17 protein-coding genes are annotated in these 19,371 nt (G+C 63.1%); 3 read left to right on the top strand and 14 right to left on the bottom strand.

Features of this window, described 5'->3' with window-relative positions; translation table 11 throughout:
• Positions 1–6 precede the first annotated feature (6 nt).
• The 9 genes from BE0216_RS04810 to BE0216_RS04850 form a co-directional block, all read right to left on the bottom strand.
• Positions 7–3,141: an alpha-mannosidase gene (locus BE0216_RS04810; protein WP_094636693.1), complete on the bottom strand. Its 3,135-nt coding sequence runs from the start codon at positions 3,139–3,141 to the stop codon at positions 7–9.
• A gap of 224 nt (positions 3,142–3,365) precedes the next feature.
• Positions 3,366–4,460, bottom strand: a complete 1,095-nt coding sequence (locus BE0216_RS04815) for a LacI family DNA-binding transcriptional regulator (RefSeq protein WP_094636692.1) — start codon at positions 4,458–4,460, stop codon at positions 3,366–3,368.
• Between the two features lie 299 nt (positions 4,461–4,759).
• Complete coding sequence (locus BE0216_RS04820; RefSeq protein WP_094636691.1) at positions 4,760–6,055, bottom strand: glycoside hydrolase 5 family protein; 1,296 nt, start codon at positions 6,053–6,055, stop codon at positions 4,760–4,762.
• 15 nt (positions 6,056–6,070) lie between these two features.
• Complete coding sequence (locus BE0216_RS04825) at positions 6,071–6,898, bottom strand: carbohydrate ABC transporter permease (protein ID WP_094636690.1); 828 nt, start codon at positions 6,896–6,898, stop codon at positions 6,071–6,073.
• Positions 6,891–7,895, bottom strand: a complete 1,005-nt coding sequence (locus tag BE0216_RS04830; RefSeq protein WP_094636689.1) for a carbohydrate ABC transporter permease — start codon at positions 7,893–7,895, stop codon at positions 6,891–6,893. Before BE0216_RS04830 ends, BE0216_RS04825 begins: the two co-directional genes overlap by 8 nt.
• 1 nt (position 7,896) lies before the next feature.
• Complete coding sequence (locus BE0216_RS04835) at positions 7,897–9,168, bottom strand: ABC transporter substrate-binding protein (protein ID WP_094636688.1); 1,272 nt, start codon at positions 9,166–9,168, stop codon at positions 7,897–7,899.
• A 412-nt stretch (positions 9,169–9,580) separates the two neighbouring features.
• Entirely contained in the window at positions 9,581–10,105 is a 525-nt protein-coding gene (locus BE0216_RS04840; RefSeq protein ID WP_094636687.1) for a low molecular weight protein-tyrosine-phosphatase, read from the bottom strand.
• A gap of 85 nt (positions 10,106–10,190) precedes the next feature.
• Positions 10,191–10,850: a dihydrofolate reductase gene (locus tag BE0216_RS04845; protein ID WP_094636686.1), complete on the bottom strand. Its 660-nt coding sequence runs from the start codon at positions 10,848–10,850 to the stop codon at positions 10,191–10,193.
• Between the two features lie 72 nt (positions 10,851–10,922).
• Complete coding sequence (locus BE0216_RS04850; protein WP_193042872.1) at positions 10,923–11,723, bottom strand: thymidylate synthase; 801 nt, start codon at positions 11,721–11,723, stop codon at positions 10,923–10,925.
• Positions 11,724–12,010: 287 nt separating this feature from the next.
• Between BE0216_RS04850 and BE0216_RS04855 the strand changes: the two genes are divergently transcribed.
• Entirely contained in the window at positions 12,011–12,424 is a 414-nt protein-coding gene (locus BE0216_RS04855; protein WP_072725009.1) for an OsmC family protein, read from the top strand.
• A gap of 191 nt (positions 12,425–12,615) precedes the next feature.
• Here BE0216_RS04855 and BE0216_RS04860 read toward each other — a convergent pair whose 3' ends face one another.
• The 4 genes from BE0216_RS04860 to BE0216_RS04875 form a co-directional block, all read right to left on the bottom strand.
• Positions 12,616–13,656, bottom strand: a complete 1,041-nt coding sequence (locus BE0216_RS04860; RefSeq protein ID WP_094636684.1) for a universal stress protein — start codon at positions 13,654–13,656, stop codon at positions 12,616–12,618.
• Positions 13,657–13,825: 169 nt separating this feature from the next.
• Positions 13,826–14,548, bottom strand: a complete 723-nt coding sequence (locus tag BE0216_RS04865; protein WP_226805704.1) for a C40 family peptidase — start codon at positions 14,546–14,548, stop codon at positions 13,826–13,828.
• Between the two features lie 85 nt (positions 14,549–14,633).
• On the bottom strand, positions 14,634–15,380 hold the full coding sequence (locus BE0216_RS04870) for an NlpC/P60 family protein (protein ID WP_094636682.1): 747 nt from the start codon (positions 15,378–15,380) through the stop codon (positions 14,634–14,636).
• A 125-nt stretch (positions 15,381–15,505) separates the two neighbouring features.
• Positions 15,506–16,456 (bottom strand): CHAP domain-containing protein, encoded by a 951-nt coding sequence (locus BE0216_RS04875; RefSeq protein WP_094636681.1) that lies wholly within the window; start codon positions 16,454–16,456, stop codon positions 15,506–15,508.
• Positions 16,457–16,658: 202 nt separating this feature from the next.
• On the opposite strand from BE0216_RS04875, the gene serC reads away from it, so the two are divergent.
• Positions 16,659–17,804: a phosphoserine transaminase gene (gene serC, locus BE0216_RS04880; protein WP_094636680.1), complete on the top strand. Its 1,146-nt coding sequence runs from the start codon at positions 16,659–16,661 to the stop codon at positions 17,802–17,804.
• 40 nt (positions 17,805–17,844) lie between these two features.
• The gene (locus BE0216_RS04885) at positions 17,845–18,099 is read left to right on the top strand and encodes a DUF2530 domain-containing protein (protein WP_094636679.1); all 255 of its coding nucleotides are present in this window, start codon (positions 17,845–17,847) and stop codon (positions 18,097–18,099) included.
• 88 nt (positions 18,100–18,187) lie between these two features.
• On the opposite strand, the gene BE0216_RS04890 is transcribed toward BE0216_RS04885, so the two are convergent.
• Positions 18,188–19,300 carry a sensor histidine kinase gene (locus BE0216_RS04890; RefSeq protein WP_226805814.1) on the bottom strand — a complete coding sequence of 371 codons (1,113 nt, stop codon included), beginning with the start codon at positions 19,298–19,300 and terminating at the stop codon, positions 18,188–18,190.
• Positions 19,301–19,371 lie beyond the last annotated feature (71 nt).

The raw sequence follows: 19,371 nt of genomic DNA on the forward strand, positions 1-19,371 counted from the left end.
GGTGGCCTATCGGCTGATGCGCAGCGTGGCCAGTTGGAAGGGGGCGAGATGGATCCGCGCGCCTTGGGCGGGCGTGGATCCGCGCGTCTCAAGGCATACCGGCAGGTCGGCGGCGAGATCGTCGGCTTCCGTCACGGTGGTTTCGCGTACCGTGCCGCCGGCGAAGACCTCCGAAACGCGCAGCGCGGCTTTGGCGCGTCCGCCGGCCGCCTCATACAGGCGCACGATGAGGTCGCCGGAGCCGTCGTCGGCCAGCTTGATCCAGTCGATCACCGGCACGCCCTCCTGGGTGTCGAGACAGGCGAGCGGCGCGATCGCGGGCACGTCGTGTAGCAGCGGCGCGTTGAGTTCCGCGGCCGTCTGCAATGTGCGTTCGATGGTCGCGTCGGCCAGAACGGACCAGCGGAACCCGTGCGTGCCGATGTCGGCGCGCGGGTCGGGGAACACCGGCGCGCTCAACAGCGACAGGCGGAACATCGTGCCGGGCGTGCGCTCGGCGGCCGCGTCGGCGGCGATCGGGGCGACGTCGGAGCCGTATACCGATCCGTTGACGACGGCCACCGAATAGCCGGGCTCGTTGACGCGCACGAACCTGCGGGTGCAGCTTTCGTATTTGGCTTCGTCGCCGCGACTGTTCTTCGCGATGGGCCGCTCGACCAGACCGTACTGGCAGTCGTATTGGGCCTGCGTGGCGGCCACGGCGATTGGGAAATCCACTTTGAGGAAGCGTTCGCGCTCGCGCCAGTCCACCGTGGCGGAGAAGTCCAGCCGTCCCGCGCCGACGGCGAGCGAGATTGTCGTGTCGATGACACTGTCGGAGAATTCGACGCGCGCCGTCACACATGCCGTGCCACACGCGTCAAGGGAGACATCGACGATGCGACCGCCTCCGATGACGTCGCGATTCAGGAAGGCGTCGCGCTCGATATCCCACGCATCCCATACGGAGGGCTCATCGTGCAGGAGTTCGTAGACGCCGAGCCGCATGCCCGCCGGCACGAGTTCGCGGTCGCGCCGCTTGTCGACCAGCGATGAGACGGTGCCGTCCGCTTCGATGGTCGCGGCGAGCAGTCCGTTGTCCATCACCACGCGGCCGTCGCACCGATTGATGGCGACGGATTCGGAATCGTCGGCGCTCCGGGTGGCGGCGGCCGGTGTCCACGAGCCGCCGTCGACGCGGTATTGCGCGATCCTCGCCTCGTCAAGCAGATCGGCGGTCGGGTTCGAGGCACGCAGGGCGGCGCAGGCCTCCTGCGCGATCTCGGCCAAACGCTTGAGATCACGGGCGTAGTCGGCGCGGGCCTCGCGGTGCACCCATGGAATCGACGAGCCGGGCAGGATGTCGTGGAATTGGTTGAGCAACAGCGTCGTCCAGATGCGGTCCAGCTCCTCACGCGGGTAGGCGTATCCTTGTCCGTCGGCCAGCGTCGCGGCGGCGCACAGGTATTCGACGGCGCGCAACAGCGACTCCTCCTCGCGGCAGCCGCGCTTCATCTCCTGCTGGGCCGTCAGCGTGCCGCGGTGCAGTTCCAGATACAGTTCGCCTTTGTACACCGGCGTCTCCTCGCCGGCGTTGCCTTCCAGCTGCGCACGCGCGGCGTCGAAGAACTCGTCCGGGGCTTCGATCTCGACTTTCGGCAGGCCTTCGAGATCGCGGAAGCGGTGCAGGCTGCCGATCATCTCGCGCGTGGGACCGCCGCCGCCATCGCCGTAACCGAAGAGCATCAGCGCGCGGGTCGAGAGGTCCTTGTCTTGGAAGTTGTGTTCGGTGTAGACCATCTCCTTGGCCGTGACCCATGCCGCATAGGTGTCGGAGGGCGGGAAGTGCGTGAAGATGCGCGTGCCGTCGAGTCCCTCCCACAGGAAGGAGTGATGCGGGAACTTGGTGGTGTCGTTCCAGGAGATCTTCTGCGTGAGGAACCAGTCGTAGCCGGCACGGCGGGCGATCTGCGGCCAGGCGCCGGTGTACCCGAAGCTGTCCGGCAGCCAGATGCCGCGCGGCTCGACGCCCAGATGCTCTTTGAAATAGCGGCGGCCGAAGGAGATCTGACGGATCAGCGACTCGCCGTCCGGCAGATTGCCGTCGGATTCGACCCACATGCCGCCCACGGGGATGAACCGCCCCTCCTCGATACGCCGTTTCATACGGGCGAACAGGTCGGGGCGGTCCTGCTCAAGCCAGGCGTACTGCTGGGCGGAGCTCATCGCGTATTTGAAGTCCGGCGACTCATCCATCAGCGCGAGGGCGTTGGAGACGGTGCGGGCCACCTTGCGGCGCGTCTCGCGCACCGGCCACAGCCACGCCGAGTCGATATGCGCATGTCCGACCGCGCTGACGCGCATCGCCGAGGCGTTGGCGGGCCGGGCCAGCACGTCCGCGAGTTCGGCGCGCGCCTGCTCGACGGAATCGAGCCGCTGTTCGTCGAAGGCGTTCAGCGAGCGCTGCAGCGCCTTGCCCAGCTGGAAGTAGCGGGCGGACCGCTTGTCGGGCAGCTCGGCCATCAGACCGGAAACGGCGTCCAAGTCCAGCCAGTAGTCCTCGAAGCGGGCGTCGTATTCGGTTAACGACGCCGAGCGGAAGACGTACTGCTCCTCGGGTTTGCCGGTGGCGTGGTCGCCGAGCTCCGTTTCGATGAACGGGGTCACGCCGAGCAGCAGCGGATTGCAGGCGGCCTCGAGATACACGGTGAAGCCGCCGTCCTCGTCGAGGTCGGTGTGGCGCGTGCCGTCGGCGTCGACGAAGGGCACCCAGTAGTTGCGCGGATGCACGGCTTTGATCACCGTGCCGTCCGGCCGGTAGACCATGCCTTCGATGTGTCCGCCGACGGAATGGTCGTACCAGCCCAGGTCGAGGATCAGTTCGAGCGGACGGCCCTGCGGATAGCTCTGCGGCACGCGGCCGGTGAGTTTGAACCAGACGGTGCCCCACGTGGTGCCCCACGGCGAGCCCGCCTCGAAGGGTTCGAACGGTATCTCGCCACAGTCCAGTCTGGCGAAGAACTCATCCGCCGGAATCGGCTCGCCGGGGATGTCGAAAGCTTCGATGGATAGGGATTCGATGACCGGATGGACGTGGGGACGCACCCGCTGCCTGATGACTCGCGCGCAACGCTCCAGCTGTTGGTCGATGTTCAGAAACATACGTTTCCTTTGCGTTCATTGCTTGGCACGGCTTCCGGTCACAAGCCCCGCGAACCGCTCCGTCCGGCTTCGTGACCAGAATTTACTAAACCGCTTTAGTTGCAGTCTACTTCATCCCGAAACGCAACTCGCCGCAGATCGGCCGGATAGGGGCATGGCGCGGCGGCCGACATCGCGACAGGCGGTCAGACACCAAAGGACTCTGCGGTTTCGCGACAACCGCATCAGGTCTGGATCATCGGCAAACGGGTGCTTTCGCGCACCACCAGCTGCGGAGACAGAATCTTCCGGTTGCCGGAGACAGGCTCCCCCGCCAACAATTTCAACAACAGATTCGCGATTTTGACGCCGTATTCGCCGGCGTCACGATGGACCGCGGTAATCGACGGATAGGCGCTCTCGCAGATGAAACTGTCCTCAAAACTCACCGTGGCCGGCATATTGTACGGATACACGCCCCCGCTGCCGCGTTCCGCCGTGTAGGATTGCCGGACCTTGACCTCGGTGATGACGCGTATGCTCGCGGCGGCCAGGGTTTCGCTTTCGAAGATGAAGGCCGTCGGCGGCTCGTCCTCCGCCAGCAGGCGCTGTGTAGCGATCAGGGCCTTGTCCATGTCGAAATCGGTGAATTCGATCCACAAGGGCCCCAATCCACGGCTGGACGTGAACCGTTCGAACGCCTTCGTGCGCTCCATGCAGTAGTCGAGATGCGAATCGCCCGACAGATAGGCGATGCGGCGATGCCCCAACAGGGTCAGATGCGTCAGAATCGTCTCCATGGTCCGGGAATCGTCGATGGACAGGGACGGCACGATATCGTCGGGGTCGGGACCGCCGGCCAGCACCGCCGGCAGACCCAGGTCGCGCAACAGTTTCGGCCTGGGATCATCGGCCCGCAGATCCACGAGGATCACCCCGTCCACACGCTTGCTGCGCGCCCAGTCGCGGTATACGGACATCTCCTCGCGCGTCGACTTGCATGGCCGGAACAACAGACCGTAGCCCTGACGGCTCAGCGACTCATGGATCCCCGCCATGAAATGCAGCATGAACGTTTCGGTCTGGTACCCCTCGCTGGACCTCGACGGCGCGAAACCGATCGTCATCGTCTTATTCGACCCCAACGCCCGCGCGGCATAGGTGGGGGTCCACCCCAGTCTGGCGGCGGCTTCGCGCACGTTGCGTTTGGTCTCTTCGGAGACGCCGGGCTTGTCGTTGATGGCGAACGACACAGCCGTCTGGGAGATGCCCAGTTCGTCGGCGATGTCCTTAAGACTGACGGCTCCGTGCCGTGAGGCCGGCTTGCCTTGCGCGTTCATGCGTATGTTCCTTTCCTGCGTTCCCGACTATGCTTCGACATCCGCCGATATCCTCCATAACCCCGGCGACTATCGGCCGGCGAAGTGTCTCCTTGAGAACGATCGGAACCGGGAGCGGCGCATCACTCGGTGTGAACACGAAATCCCAGCCCTCCTTGGCCCATATCCGCTGTCGACTTCCGGCCGACGCCACTGATTCGCGTGGCGCCCAGTTCCAGTATGCCACGTTCGGCCCGATTGATGCAGGCCGCGTCCAAACACAGACGCGGCCCTGCCCATACCACCGATACCATAACAGCCTATTGGGCCATGGCGGCCTCAAGAGAGGGGTCGGACACCGCGCTGTAGGCGTGGCCGGCCTGCAGTTCCGGCGTCACCGTCCGTGAGATTCCACGCGCGCGCAACGCCTCGGGATCGGCGGCCGTGGCCGAGGTGACGAATGCGGGTCTCAACCCCCGGATGGCGAGGTCCATCCATGCTTCGAACAATGACCCGCCCGGCGAACATGCACTTCTGAGGATCGGTTCGCCTTCGTCGTCGACGGGGATGACCACCGCGATGCCGTCCTCACGCTTGGCCTCGTCATGGCGATGCTCCCGCGCCAGACGCCCGAACTCACGTCCGATCGGCTTGATCTCGCCGTTCTCGTCGAATAGTCCAAGATCGTGTTCGAAGGGCGGAAAATCGGACATCGCATGGTTCACGTCATGCGAGCACCACCAGGTGACGCCGTACAGGCCGGGGCATTCCAACGCGGATTCGACGGAACGGGTGCAGAAAGCCACGGTGTCCCGTTCGTCGATGACGTTGCCGGGGGCGCCGATCTCCTGAAGCCAGACGGGACGGTTCGGATCGTCGGCGAACGCCTTGGCCAGCTCGAGCAGATACTGGCCGTGACGCACGCTCTGTTCGGACATGCCGCCGTAATGCTGGGCGGTGCCATTGAACACCCACGAATGGATGGCGCTCACGTCGCCGATGTTCGCCGCCTGACGGGGCATGAAAACATGACCGTCGGCGTACCATACGGCATCGTTCTCGCTGTGGATGAGAATACGGCCGCGATCGTGCGCCTTGCGTTCGACCGGGGCCATCAGCGAGGTCAGCCAGTTTTCGATCTCGCCCGTCGTGGCCGGCATACGGCGCGGATGCGAACGGTCGGCGAACTGGTTGCATTCGTTGCCCAACGTGAGCCCCTTGAAATTGGGTTCGTCGGCAAGCGCGTCGTACAGCGCCTCGACCAGTTCCGCCTGCGCCTTGACGGCGTCGGCGTCGGCGAACATGCTGGTCTCATGCCAGGAGACCAGCCAGGACGGCACGAAGTCGAAGCTGGACAGATGCCCTTGGATCACGTCGACGTAGGCGTCAAGACCATGGTTCGCGGCGATCGCGACCATATGGCGCACGTCTTCGAGCCCCGCGCGGTTGATCCAGGTACGGTTGGGCTGCAGCACGGGCCACAGCGGGAAAATCCTGATGTGGTCCATGCCAAGATCGGCGATCTGCGCGAGATCGCGCTCCACCGAATCCCAATGGGGGTCGAGCCAGAAATGGAACCAGCCATCCGATGGGGTGTAGTTGACTCCGAAACGCATAAGACAGATTCCTCACTATCCCTTGATTCCACCTGATTCCACGCCTTTAAAGAAGTGACGCTGGAAGATCAGGAAGAATATGACGATTGGGACCAGCGCGATCACCGTGCCGGCTGCGATCAGACGTGGATCGGACACGAACTGGTTCTTCAATCGGTTCAATCCCACCGTAAGGGTGTATACGGAATCATCTCCCAGAATGATCAGCGGCCACAGGAAGTCGTTCCAGGCACCGACGAATGCGAAGATGACAACGACCGTCATCGTGCCCTTGACCTGCGGCAGACATACGTTGAAGAACCGCTGCCACACGTTCGCGCCGTCGACCTTCGCAGCCTCCTCAAGTTCCATGGGGATGCCGGAGAACGCGTTCATCATCAACAGCACGTTCATAGCAGCGCATAGCCCCGGTAAGGCAGCGCCCAGCAACGTATTCTGCAAGCCGAAGTTCTTCACGATGATGAACTGAGAGATCAGCAAGGTTTCGCCCGGAATCAGCATCGCGCTGAAAATCAGCACGATGACCAGACGCTTGCCCCAGAATTTGAGACGGGCCAACGCATATCCAGCCAATGTGGAGCCGATGACATTGCCACACACGGAGATGGCGGCGACGATCAGCGAATTGCCGAAATACTTGAGCACCGGAATACGGGTGAACGCCTCGATGAAATTGTCGAACGTTGGATCTTTCGGGAACACATACGGCGGTACCGCGTAGATATCGTCACCTTTACCTTTGAAGGCGAGCGTCAGCTGCCAGAGCAACGGGCCTATGAGAATGATGAAGAACAGCGCCAGCAGCAGGTACTGCAGCACTTTGCTCGCGGTTTTGTTACGCATCACGCTCCACCTTCCGCTGGACGAAGAATTCGATGGCGATCAGGCTGCCGACAATCAGGAACACCAACATGCTGATCGCTCCGGCATAACCGTATTTGGCGTTAAGACCGGTGCCGTAGTTCTTGATCAGCATCGTCATCGTGACATCTTTGCCGCCCACGCCACCGGTGCCGCCGGTCAGCACATAGATCTCGTTGAACACACGGAACGCGGCGGCGGAGGACAGCAGCATGATGAGCACCATCGTGGAACGGCATCCGGGCACGGTGACATGGAGGAACCGACGAATCACGCCGGCTCCATCAAGCGCGGCGGCTTCATAGAGCGACTGGTCGATATTGGCCAACGCAGACAAATAGATGATCATGTAGTAGCCGAGACCCGTCCAGATGGTGATGGCCATCGCGCTGAACAGCAGCAGCCAGCGATCCGTGAGGAACGGCACGGCTTCTTTGACCCAGCCGAAAGTCTGCAAGACGGAGTTCACCAGTCCGCGGGTGCTCAACAGGTTGGTCCACACCAGACCGACGATGACGCTGGAAACCACGACCGGCAAATAGAACGAGGCTCGGAAGAACGCGAGGATCTTGGAATTTCCGGACACCAACGAAGCGAGAATGAGCGGCAGGATAACCATGCACGGCACCACGCACACCACGTATAGCGATGAATTGATCAGGCCCGTGCGCACGGATTCATCCTCAAGCATGCGCTGGTACTGCTCCAGGCCGACGAACTTGCCGGGATTGGAGAACGTCGCGTCGGTGAACGACAGGCGAACCGTGTTGATGAACGGGGCAATGACGAAAATCAGCGCCACCGTGATGGCGGGAAGGACGAACAGCCATCCGGAAAGGCCTCTGCCTTCGCGGATACGATGCTGTTCATCAACGTAATCAGAAGCTTCGACGCGCGAGGTGCGCGCACCGCGCACAGCAACGGAACTGGTGTGCGCGGTGCGTTTGACGGCGCCGTTGGAAACGGTGCGGCGGAACATATTACTTGAGATCCTCGTTCGCGATCTCGACGACCTTATCCAACGCCTGCTGGGCGGTTTGCTCGCCTTGGATGGCCAAAGCGATCTGCTCGCGCAGGGCGGTCTTCGCGTTCTCCGAGAACGGAGCGGGAGAGGCGAACCAATTGTCGTCCTTCACGGCCTTCGAAGCGAGTGCGATGGCTTGGTCCTGCAGGGTGTCCCCAGTCGGAGAGAACGCGGCGTCGTCGATGGCACCATCGACGGAGGGGAAGGTGTGGGACTTGGTGCAGAATTCGGTCTGGTTCTCCTTGTTCGTGACGAAACGCGCGAATTTCATCGCCAGATCCTTGTTCTTCGCGGTTTCGCTGACGACCAGCGTCTCCATGGCCACATTCTGCTTACCGCCTTCACCGAGCAGACGCTCGACGATGGCGAGATTCTCATATACCTTGGGAGCGTTCTCTTGGAAATCCGCCACGGAATAGGCCGACCCCGCCAATGAAGCGACGTTGCCCTGCTTGAAGGCGTCTCCCTCGCCGGTCCACTGGTTGTTCAACGCGTCGGCCGACAGCGATTTCTCGTTATACATATCGATATAGTGCTGAACAAGCTCAACGCCCTTCTTATCGTTGAACGTGAATGCGGTCTGATCCTCGTTCATCAGCTGGGAACCGTACTGTCCCAAGGATTCGAGGGTGGGAACGGCGGCGACCATGTTGGTGCCGGGGCAGTTCTCTCCAATGGTGCTCGCGGCGTCGAACCACGCATCCATGGTCTCCGGCAGCTCGGAAACGCCGCACTGGTCGAAGATGGCCTTGTTATAGTACTGCACACCGGAGTTGAGGCACCACGGATAGGCATAGGCACCGGTTTCGATGTTCTCGCCTTTGAAGGTCACGGCATCCCAAGAAGACGAGGTGAACTGGTCTTCGGCCTGCGCATCATCCTTCGACAGATTGGCGATGACGCCGGCCTTGGCGAGACTATATGCGCCGTTCGGGCTCATATCGACCACATCAGGCAAGGTGCCGGCCGCGGCATCGGCATTGATTTTATCGGTATAGCCGTCGGCGGGCTGGTCGATCCACTTGACACTCGTTCCGGGATTATCCTTTTCGAAAGCCGCGATCAGGTTTTCGAAATAAGGGGTATATGTGTCGTTTTTGAGATTCCAGGTCTGGAATGTGATCTCCTTGGTGCCATCGCCGGCGGTGCCGCTGGAACCACAGGCGGCGAACGAAGCAATCATGGCGACTGCGCCGGTCAACGCGAGCGCCTTCTTCGCAGTGTTCATATTTTTCCTTTCCTTAGGCGTCATCATCGACAGCTTCGATGCCGCCCTGTTTGGAACTTTCGTTCCATGTGTCCCTCGTCTTTGACGGGTTTGGCGATTCGAACTAAATCGCTTTAGTTGCATATTAGCGCGCCAATCCACACTTGTCCAATCGACAGAGAGCAATGGCTACATTCCAACGATTTAAAGCATTTTCATCGGCGCGTCACAACACCGATATCGCTTTCACGCCACCATATCCCCCTATAAGACGCGATGCTTTCAACCGCTAAAACTAAACTGCTTTATCTTTCTCAGATAAGCAACCCGCAGAACGATTCCGCAGAACAACCCGCATAAGAATGCCCCTCCCCCACAGCAAAAGCGCGCATGTGGCATGCGCGCTTCCTCATAAGATGGCTGCCTTAAGGCGTCACTCCCCCAGCTGTTCGGCGACCCAGTCGACGATATGGGGCGCAACGGCCTCGATCTGGTCGATGGCCACCTCGAACTCGCGCATGCCGCCGTACCAGGGATCCACCAGATCGATGGAGTCCTCGCGGCCAGGCTTGGGCGTGGGCAGGTTCGGATCGAAGCTGCGGTACATATGCACGCCATCGCGCTTGTCGGCGGGCAGCTGGCGCAGCAGCGAGCGCATATGCGAGGCGGTCATCGGCAGGAACAGGTCGGTGCGTTCGATTTCGTCGGCGGTGATGCGGTGCGCGAAATGATCGCGCGGGATCTCGTCGCCGTAGCCACGCTGCTTGAGCACACGCACGGCGCGCGGGTCGATCGGGTGGCTCCATTCCTCGTCGCTCACGCCGCTCGATTCCACGACCACGCGGTCGGACAGGCCGCGCTCGGCGAAGAAATGGCGCAGGATGATCTCGCCCATGGGGGAACGGCAGATATTGCCGGTGCACACGGTCATCACGGTATAGGGACTGGTTTCGCTCATGGTTGGTCAAGCCTCTCGTTTCGTTGCTCAATGCGAGACGCTCCCCTTGTCGTCGGCGAGACGATGGGGAGCGTTGCGATGGATGTCAGCGGTTCTTCGCGAAGATGGCGAATTTGTACTCGCTGATGCCGTTCTCGGGGTTCTTCGGTTCCAGCCACAGCGATTCTTCGACCACGCGCCACGCGCCGTCCTCGACCAGCGCGGCCACGTCGGGCGCGTAGGTATCGGCCTCGACCTGGGCGCGGATTTTCGTGACATACGCCTTGTCGGCGAACGGCAGGGCTTCGGCGAACAGCTGCGAGCCGCCGATGATCCAGATCTCGCTGCGGTCAAGACCGTCGTCCGGAATGGCTTCCTGCCGCGCCAGATCCAACGCGTCCTCAAGGCTGGGGACAACCGTCGCTCCGGGCGCGTGATACTGCGGATTATGGGAGACCACGATATTGTCGCGGTTGGGCAGCGGGCGGTATTTGACCCCCAGCGACTCCCATGTGCGCCGCCCCATAATCACCGGATGGGATACGGTCAGTTCCTTGAAATGCTTCATGTCCTCGGCCAGATGCCAAGGCATGCCGCCTGAGAAGCCGATGGCGCCGGCGCGATCATCCTTGTCGCGGGCCTCGGCCCAGATGAGGTTCACCGAGAAGGTTTTGGGGAAGTCGTCGCCCCAGTCCTCGGTTTCGTCAAGCCCGGCAGATCCGGGCTCGGGTTCGTGATAGCCACTGCGGCTACTGTCATGCTCCATTTCATTCACTCCTTGGGCGTGTACGGACTGCGTTTCAGTGTATTAGGCGGCGCAGACCTCTCGGAAAGCCGATCAGACCGCCACCGGCGCCTTGATGGTGGGATGGTGCCGGTAGTCGACGATCTCGAAATCCTCATAGTCGTAATCAAACAGGGAGTCGGCCTTGCGGATGCGCATCCGCGGATACGGGTACGGTTCGCGGCCCAACTGTTCGAGCACCTGCTCGATGTGGTTGTCGTACACATGGCAGTCGCCGCCCGTCCACACGAACTCCCCCGGCTCCAATCCGGCCTGCTGCGCGAGCATCAGCGTGAGCAGCGAATAGGAGGCAATGTTGAACGGCACGCCGAGGAACATGTCGCACGAACGCTGGTACAGCTGGCAGCTCAGGCGACCGTCGGCCACGTAGAACTGGAACAGCGCGTGGCATGGCGGCAGGGCCATATGCTCCACCTCGGCCGGATTCCATGCGGAGACGACCATGCGGCGCGAGTCGGGGTTGTGCTTGACCAGGTCGACCACGTTGGCGATCTGGTCGATGGTGCGGTTCGGATCCTCGGGCGTGGGCGCGGGCCAGGAACGCCACTGCGCGCCGTAGACGGGGCCGAGATCGCCGTTCTCATCCGCCCACTCGTCCCAGATGTGCACGTTGTGGTCGGTCAGGTATTGGATGTTCGTGGAGCCTTTGAGGAACCACAGCAGCTCGTAGGCCAATCCTTTGAAGAACACGGTTTTGGTGGTGAGCAGGGGGAAGGATTCGGACAGGTCGAAACGCATCTGCTGGCCGAACAGCGAGATCGTGCCGGTGCCGGTGCGGTCGGATTTGAGCGTGCCTTCGGTCAGAATCCTGCGCACCAGATCCTCGTAGGGCATCGGAATATCGGTGTCGGGCCGCGCGGGGATGCGGGAACGGATATCGTCGAGCTGTTCTTGTGTCAAAGCCATGCGCTCCAGTCTAGAGCAGACCCGCGAGTGCCGCCATCCCACCGCCCCGCGAATCCGCGCGCGGCGGAACCGACGGATATGCCCGAATTCGGCGTATTCCGCCCGTCCCGCATCTCACCGCAGGGCGGAATACGACGATTCTTCGCGCGGATGCGGTTAGATTGGGAGAAGCGGCGCGCATACGCGCCACACACGCCACACACCAAGGAGGCATTATGGGCAAGCGACTGTGGGTCGAGCGCAATAAGGACGGCAGCTGGGACGCGTTCAGTGACGACGGCGCGCATATCAAATTCGGCAAGGACCGCGGCCAGTTCACGCCGGGCGATCTGATGAAGATCGCGCTGGCGGGCTGCGCGGCGCTGTCCAGCCAGTTCGCCATCGAACACACGCTGGGCGAGGGCAAGGGCGCAAAAATCGTCGTGGACGGCACCTACGACGCCGACCATGACGCCTACATCAACTTCAACGAGCAGCTGGTGGTCGACGCCACCGACGCCGATCTGAGCGACGAGGACGCCGCCAAGCTGGCCGAACGCATCACCCGCCATGTGGATAAGGGCTGCACGGTGAAGCACACCTACGTGCAGGAGACCCCCGTGCGCATGGACGTGACGGTTCGCCGCTAGCTGGACGCTCCCCGCATCCCGCTCGACGTGACCATCGTCATGCCGAGCGAAGTCGAGGCATCTCATGGCCGATGGGTTGGAGATCCTTCGACTCCGCTGCGCTCCGCTCAGGATGACGGGTGAGGGATGACGAAAAGGGCTTGCCGAACCAAGCAGTTCGGCAAGCCCTTTCGTATGCGTATCGTACAGGCTCAGCCCTGACGTTCGGGGTCGATGGTGGTCTCGATTTCGGCGACGGTCGCCGCGTCGGCTTTGGCCACCGGCACCTCCTCGACGCCGGAGATATCCTCCAGAGCCATCGTGGGCACTTCGGCGGGCGAGCTCGGCACGGTGTCGAGACGCGATTCCGCCGCCTCGACGTACTTGCGCGGCACCACATACACCGGGCCGACCGCATGCTGCAGCAGTCCCTGGCTGGTGGAGCCGAGCAGCAGGCCCGTGAAGCCGCCGCGACCGCGCGAACCGACGACGACCACGTCATGGTCGTAGCTGGCCTTGGTCAGCGCGTTCACGGCCGGACCGGACACGATCTGCTTGTTGATGGTCAGATTGGGGTGCGACTCCTGCAACGGCTTCAACCGCACGGACAGATCCTCCATATAGGAGTCCATCACGCCTTCCTCGCCTTCGACGCCTTTCAGATTCGGCACGGCGGAGAGCACGTCGAGTTCGGCGCCCCACACGTCGGCGAAGTCCGCGGCGATCTCAAGAGCCTTCAGACCCCACTTGGATTCGTCGGAGCCCACCGCCACCTTGGTGATGGTGTTGTTCAGATGCATCAGGTTGCCGTCGTCGTCGGTGTAGGGAACGACCACGATCGGGCAGTACGCGTAGGCGGGCAGCGACGACGAGGTGGTGCCCAGCAGACGTTCGGCCAGACCGCCCTTGCCGCGGTTGCCGATCACGATGAGGTTGTAGTTGCGGCTCAGTTCCACGAACACGGAGGCGGGGTCTCCGGTGACGATCAATGTGGCGGCCTCGACGCCCTGCTCATCGGCGATGGCCTTGGCCTTCGACAGGATCTCCTGCGCGTCGGAATGCGCGGCGTTATCGTCCCCCATGGCGGTATACGTCGCATCGAACGACACGGCGGCGTAGCTCGGCAACGAATACGCGCACACGATCTGCAGCGTCAGCCCCGCATGCTTGGCATAGTTCGCGGCCCACCACGTGGCCTTATAGCTGGCATGCGACCCGTCCACGCCGACGAGAATGGCCTTGTCGTTGATCATGACGACCTCCTTCAATTATCGACGGCGAGAATGCCGTCCCCTTAGACAACAACAATACCGCCGATTCGTGGAGAAGAAACGCATGTTGCGCTGAAAAAATAACGAGCGCCCTCTTTCGAAGGCGCTCGTCGACGAATATGCCGCGAATCCGCGGATATCAGCGTGGGTATTACAGCACGCGGATGTAGTAGTAGCTGCTCGGGGTCACGGAGGCGACCGAGGAGATTCCGGTGCCCATCGAGGCGTTCATCGCGTGGATCATCAGACCATTGCCGAGATAGATGCCGGCATGGGACAGGTCGGTGGAGATCATCAGGTCGCCGGGCTGCGGATCGGACACATGGGTGCCGGCGTTGACCTGGGCGGACGTGGTGCGTCCGATATCCTTGCCGAACTGGGCGAACACGTACTGAGTGAAGCCGGAGCAGTCCCAGCCGGAGGGCGTGTTGCCGCCGTACACATACGGATATCCGGCGAACTGCGTGGCGTAGGAGGCCAGCGCGGAGGCATCGGCGCTGGCGGGCACGGACGGCGTGGTGACCGTGGTCGTGGACAGGGTCTCACGCTGCTGGGAACGGTCGGCGGCTTGGGCCTGGGCTTCGGCGGCGGCCTCTTCTTCGGCTTGAGCCTGGGCCTCGGCATCCTTCTCGGCCTGGGACTGGGTCTGCGGCACGTCGAGGGATTCGATGGAACCCCAATCGGAATCCTCCTCCACAGTGGTGGAAACGGACTCGGCGTACAGGTTCTTCTTCACCGCGGTGGCCTTCGGGAAGGAACGGGCGGAGGTGACGGCATCCGAGTCATCGGCCGTCGCACTGGGAGCCACGAAGGCGAGGGAGACGCCGCACATCGCAACAGCGGCGCACATCACTACAGCTTGTTTACACTTCATCAGGGCACGACCCTATCACTGGCGGAATACACGCCGAATAGGTCGGGGGCGATAAGGGGTGTCGCCATTGGCGACACGCCGAGGCCTACGGAATGCGGACGACGGCGGTGAGTTGGTCGGTCATCGCGCCGGCCAACGCCACGGTGGAACCGTTCCATCCGCCATGGATAGCCTGTCCGTTGCCCACATACAGCGCCACATGGTCGTAGTGGGCGCCGCCGTTCCATCCGCCGGTGTAGGCGTAGATGAGAATGTCGCCGACCTGCAGGCTGCCGTCGGTGACCACGGAGCCTCCGGGCACATTGAGGTAGTCCTCGGGCCAGCCATGGAAGCTGATGCCACGTGCGGCGAGGGCCGCGGTCACCAGCTCGGTGCAATCCATATTCGAACCGATCAGCGAATACGCGCGGTCGACAGCCGCGGCGGCACCGGATGAGCTGCTGCTGCCGGCATCGGTCCACGACGACGAGGACAGCGTGTCACGGGAATTGTTGCGGCTGGCCGCCTGCGATTGGGCGGCCTCCTGCTCGGCGGCCTGGTCAGTGGCCTCCGCCGCGGCTTCCGCTTCGGCCTGTTGCTCTTCGGCTTCCTTCTCGGCCTGGGATTGGGTCTGAGGCACGTCGAGGGATTCGATGGAACCCCAATCGGAATCCTCCTCAACCTGCGTGGAGGTGCTTTCCACCGTCAGATCCTTGCGCACCAGCGTGACGGAGGGGAAGGAACGCGTGGAGGTGACCGTGTCTTCGGCGGCGACGGCCGTCGGCGCGCATGCGAACAGGAAGCCAGCCGCGACGCACGCGACGACGGAGGAGGAAATCGCAGAAGCCTTCATAGAATCGTCACTGTAGCATGACATGCCGCGCAAAAATCCAGCCTTGGGATATGGGAACAGCCAGCCGCTCCCGTTTTGTCCGGCGTGTCGCATCGCGACGGCGCAGCGGACGGGCCGATGGCGGATCAGTAGTGGATATAGGTGAACTGGGCGGCCTGCTCGGCGGTGAAGGTGCGGGTGGAGACCACGCCCAAGCCCTCGGCGTTCGATTCGCTGATCTCAATGGAACCGTCCGCGTTCACCTTCTCCACCACGGCCACATGGCCGTAGTAGGAATCGGCGCTCTCCTGCCCCGGGGCGAACACCACGACGTCGCCGGTGTGGCGGGCGGTGCCGTCGACCCAGTAGCCCAGCGCGGAGGCGGAGACGCCCCAGCTGCCGGCATTGCCGAAGGTGCCGCTGGTGGGCAGGCCGAGCTCGGCGCGTCGCTGGTAGACATACCAAGTGCACTGGCCCCACGGATACTGGTTGCTTTCCGTGCCGACCGCATGGTTCGGGTCGAAGCCGTCGGGAAGCAGACCGTAGTCCTCGTCCATCAGCGCGGCGACGACCGGGTTGTTCGCCAGCGAGCGGGACATCAGGCTTGTGTCAAGAGAAGAGGTGTCACCCAGCTGCCAATCGCCCTCGTTCGAGGTCTGCTGGGTGGCCGAGGTATCGGAGGACAGTGATTCGCGGGCCTCGGAACGGGAGACGGTGGACGATGCACCGGTGACGCGGTTCATCTGCGTGGTGGTGGTCGAAGCGTCGGCCAGCACAGGGGACTCGTCCGGGTTGGCGAATGCCATCGCGGTCGCCGCCGTGCCCACCAAAGCCGCCAGAGAGGCGGAGGACAGCATGATATTGCGGCGTTCGGCGGCGCGGGCCGCCTCGCGAATGGAACGACGGGTCAGTGGAGCCACCTCATTGAGCTTCTCCGCCACGGCGGGATCAAGGCCCAGCACCACGCCGCCGTTGGCCACCTGCATGGCGCGCACCTTGCGCGCGCAATGGGATCCCTTGCCAGAAGAGAACAGCGCCTTCGCGAAGCTGAACTGCTGGCGGGAACCTGCCGTTGCCTTATGCGCGGCATGCTTCATAGATCAATCACTCCTTGGGATTCCGGCTCGGGACGCACATGACTGGGGCATCACCGAACGCTCACATCTACGTACTGTACAACGACCGCTTGTCATTCGTCCACCGAACGGCTTGCATGCACCGCGTGGCAAGGCCCCGCATCTTTTCCGCCTATCGGGCATCGGCCGCGCTCCTCCCGCCGTCGCGGCTACCCTTGACCATATGCCTATAACAGTGAATATTCCCCAGTCCATGCTCCCCGAGGACGGCCGCTTCGGCGCGGGCCCCAGCAAGATCCGCCTCGACCAGGTGGAGGCGCTCAAAGACGGCGCCGTCACACTGCTGGGCACCTCGCATCGCCAAGCGCCGGTAAGGCGTGTCGTCGCTTCGATCCGTGAGGGATTGCAGGAGTTCTTCCAATTGCCCGACGGCTATGAGATCGCGTTGGGCAACGGCGGTGCCAGCGCGTTCTGGGAGGTGGCCTGCGCCTCGCTGATCACCCGCAAGGCCGCGTTCGGCACCTACGGCTCGTTCAGTTCGAAATTCGCCAAGTCCGCGGCTTTGGCGCCGTTCCTGGAGAAGCCGGCCGTCTACACGGGCGAGCCCGGCACCTACCGTCTGCCCGAACTCACCGATGGGGCGGACACTTACTGCTGGGCCCACAATGAGACCTCCACCGGCGTGGCCGCCCCCGTAACCCGCGTGCCCGGCAGCCGTGAGCAGGGCGCGATCACCGTGATCGACGGCACCAGCGCCGCGGGCGCGCTGCGCGTCGACGCGAACGAATTCGACGTCTACTACTTCTCCCCGCAGAAGGCGTTCGGCTCCGACGGCGGCCTGTGGGTGGCGCTGCTCTCCCCCGCCGCCATCGAACGCGCGGCCGATGTGGAGCAAAGCGCCAAGACGGAAGGCTCCCGCCGATGGGTGCCGCCTTTCCTCTCGCTCACCCAGGCGTTGGAGAATTCCCGCAAGGATCAGACGCTGAACACGCCCGCCGTGGCCACATTGGTGATGATGGAGAACCAGATTCGTTGGATGAACGGCAACGGCGGCATGGACTGGTCCACCACCCGCTGCGCGAAGTCGGCTTCTTTGCTGTACTCGTGGGCGGAGCGGAGCGAATACGCCCGGCCCTTCGTGGCCGATCCCGAGGCGCGCTCCAACGCCGTGGTGACCATCGACCTCGACGACGCCATCGACGCGAACCAAGTGGTGGGACTGCTGCGTGACAACGGCATCGTGGACACCTCCGGATACCGCAAGTTGGGCCGCAACCAGCTGCGCATCGGCGTGTTCCCCTCCGTGGAGCCCTCGGATGTGGACGCGTTGACGCATTGCATCGACTACATCGTCGAACGGCTCGTCTGATCCGCGCGACTCGTCTGCCCCTGCGAGATAAGCTGGCCGTATGAAATTCGCCCCTATTATCGACCCGGCGGCGCGCAAACCCGCGCCCAAGCCGGTGCGCGTGGACTTGCGCAAGGCCTTCGGCGTCGGCACCGGACTGTGGATACTGGCGCTGCTGATCTGTCTGCTGCTGCGCGCGCTCGGCATCGACACGCATGACCTCGTCTACGTGTGCGAGGCGGGCGTGGTGATCGGCATCCTTCTGCTGGTCTGGGAATTCTTCGACCGCTGGGATTACCGCCGCTTGGGCAAATAGGCAGTCGGCCTATACGTCAAGGCCCGCGTCCTCACCCGTTTCGGGAGAGGCGCGGGCCTCTGCGTTTCCGGAGGACCGGCCGGTGCGCCTACCGGGCCAAAGGCAGACTGAGGGTGAAGGTGCTGCCGCTGCCGGGCACGCTCCACACCGATACGTCGCCGTGATGGGTGAGCGCCACATGCTTGACGATCGCCAGCCCCAATCCCACGCCGTTCTTCGTGCGGCCGGTCTGTTCGGCGCCCCGATAGAACCGTTCGAACACGCGCGACTGATCCTCCTTGGCGATTCCGCGGCCTTGGTCGAGCACACGCACCATCGCATGATCGCCGGTTTTGGCACGCGAAACCGCCACGGACACCGACCCTCCCCGGGGCGAGTAGCCGATGGCGTTCTCCACGAGTTTGGTGATGGCGGTGCGGATCTGGTCGCTCTCGCCGTTGACGATCACACCCTCATCCCCATCGACATGCAGGACCACATCCGCGGCCACGGCCTGGGGCCGCAGTCGGTCGGCCACATACCGGGCCTGTTCGAGCAGATCGAGACGGTTCGCCGACGAGGGGGTGACCGGCTCCTGCGCTTTGATCAGCAGCAGCAGGTCGGCGACCATATGGTTGAGCTTGTCGCAGGAGTCGCGCACCTGGCGGGCGTCGCGCGCGATACGTTCCTCGTCCGCTCCCCCGCGTTCCAGATCGTCGGCCAGCACCGCCAACGCCTCGGTGGGTCCCAGCAGCTGTTCGGACACGTTGGTGATGAAAGAGTCGCGAACCTGGCCGAAGCGCACCGCGTCGCTCACATCGTCGATCAGCACCACCACGAAACGCTCGTTGATGCGCCCCACCGTGACCTTCAGCCAATTCGGCCGACGCACCGAGGCGGTTTCCACCACGCCCGCTGAGGCGGCTGCCTCGCTGGGCATACGGACGAACCGTTCCGGCGTGCTGGTGGTCAGATCGAACATGCGGCGACCGCCCGCGGCCCGCACCTCATGGACGGCGCGCATCACCTCCTCGCTGGCGATGGCGTCGTCCTGCACCACTCCCAGACGGTAGGCGTCCGGACTGGAACGCACCACTTCATCCTGCGCGTCGACCACAATCGAGGTCACCGTCAGCATGGACAGCAGCGTCGCCGTATCGTCGGGAAGATCCTCCAGACTGTCTTCGTCGTCCTGCCTGCGCTGCGCCTTGAACCTGCGCATGCGTTGGCTGGCGTATTCCGCGACGGAGGCGCCTTGGAGCGTACGGTCCACCAGCGGGCCGATAAGCTCCC

Source organism: Bifidobacterium eulemuris, from assembly GCF_014898155.1.
Classification (GTDB): domain Bacteria; phylum Actinomycetota; class Actinomycetes; order Actinomycetales; family Bifidobacteriaceae; genus Bifidobacterium; species Bifidobacterium eulemuris.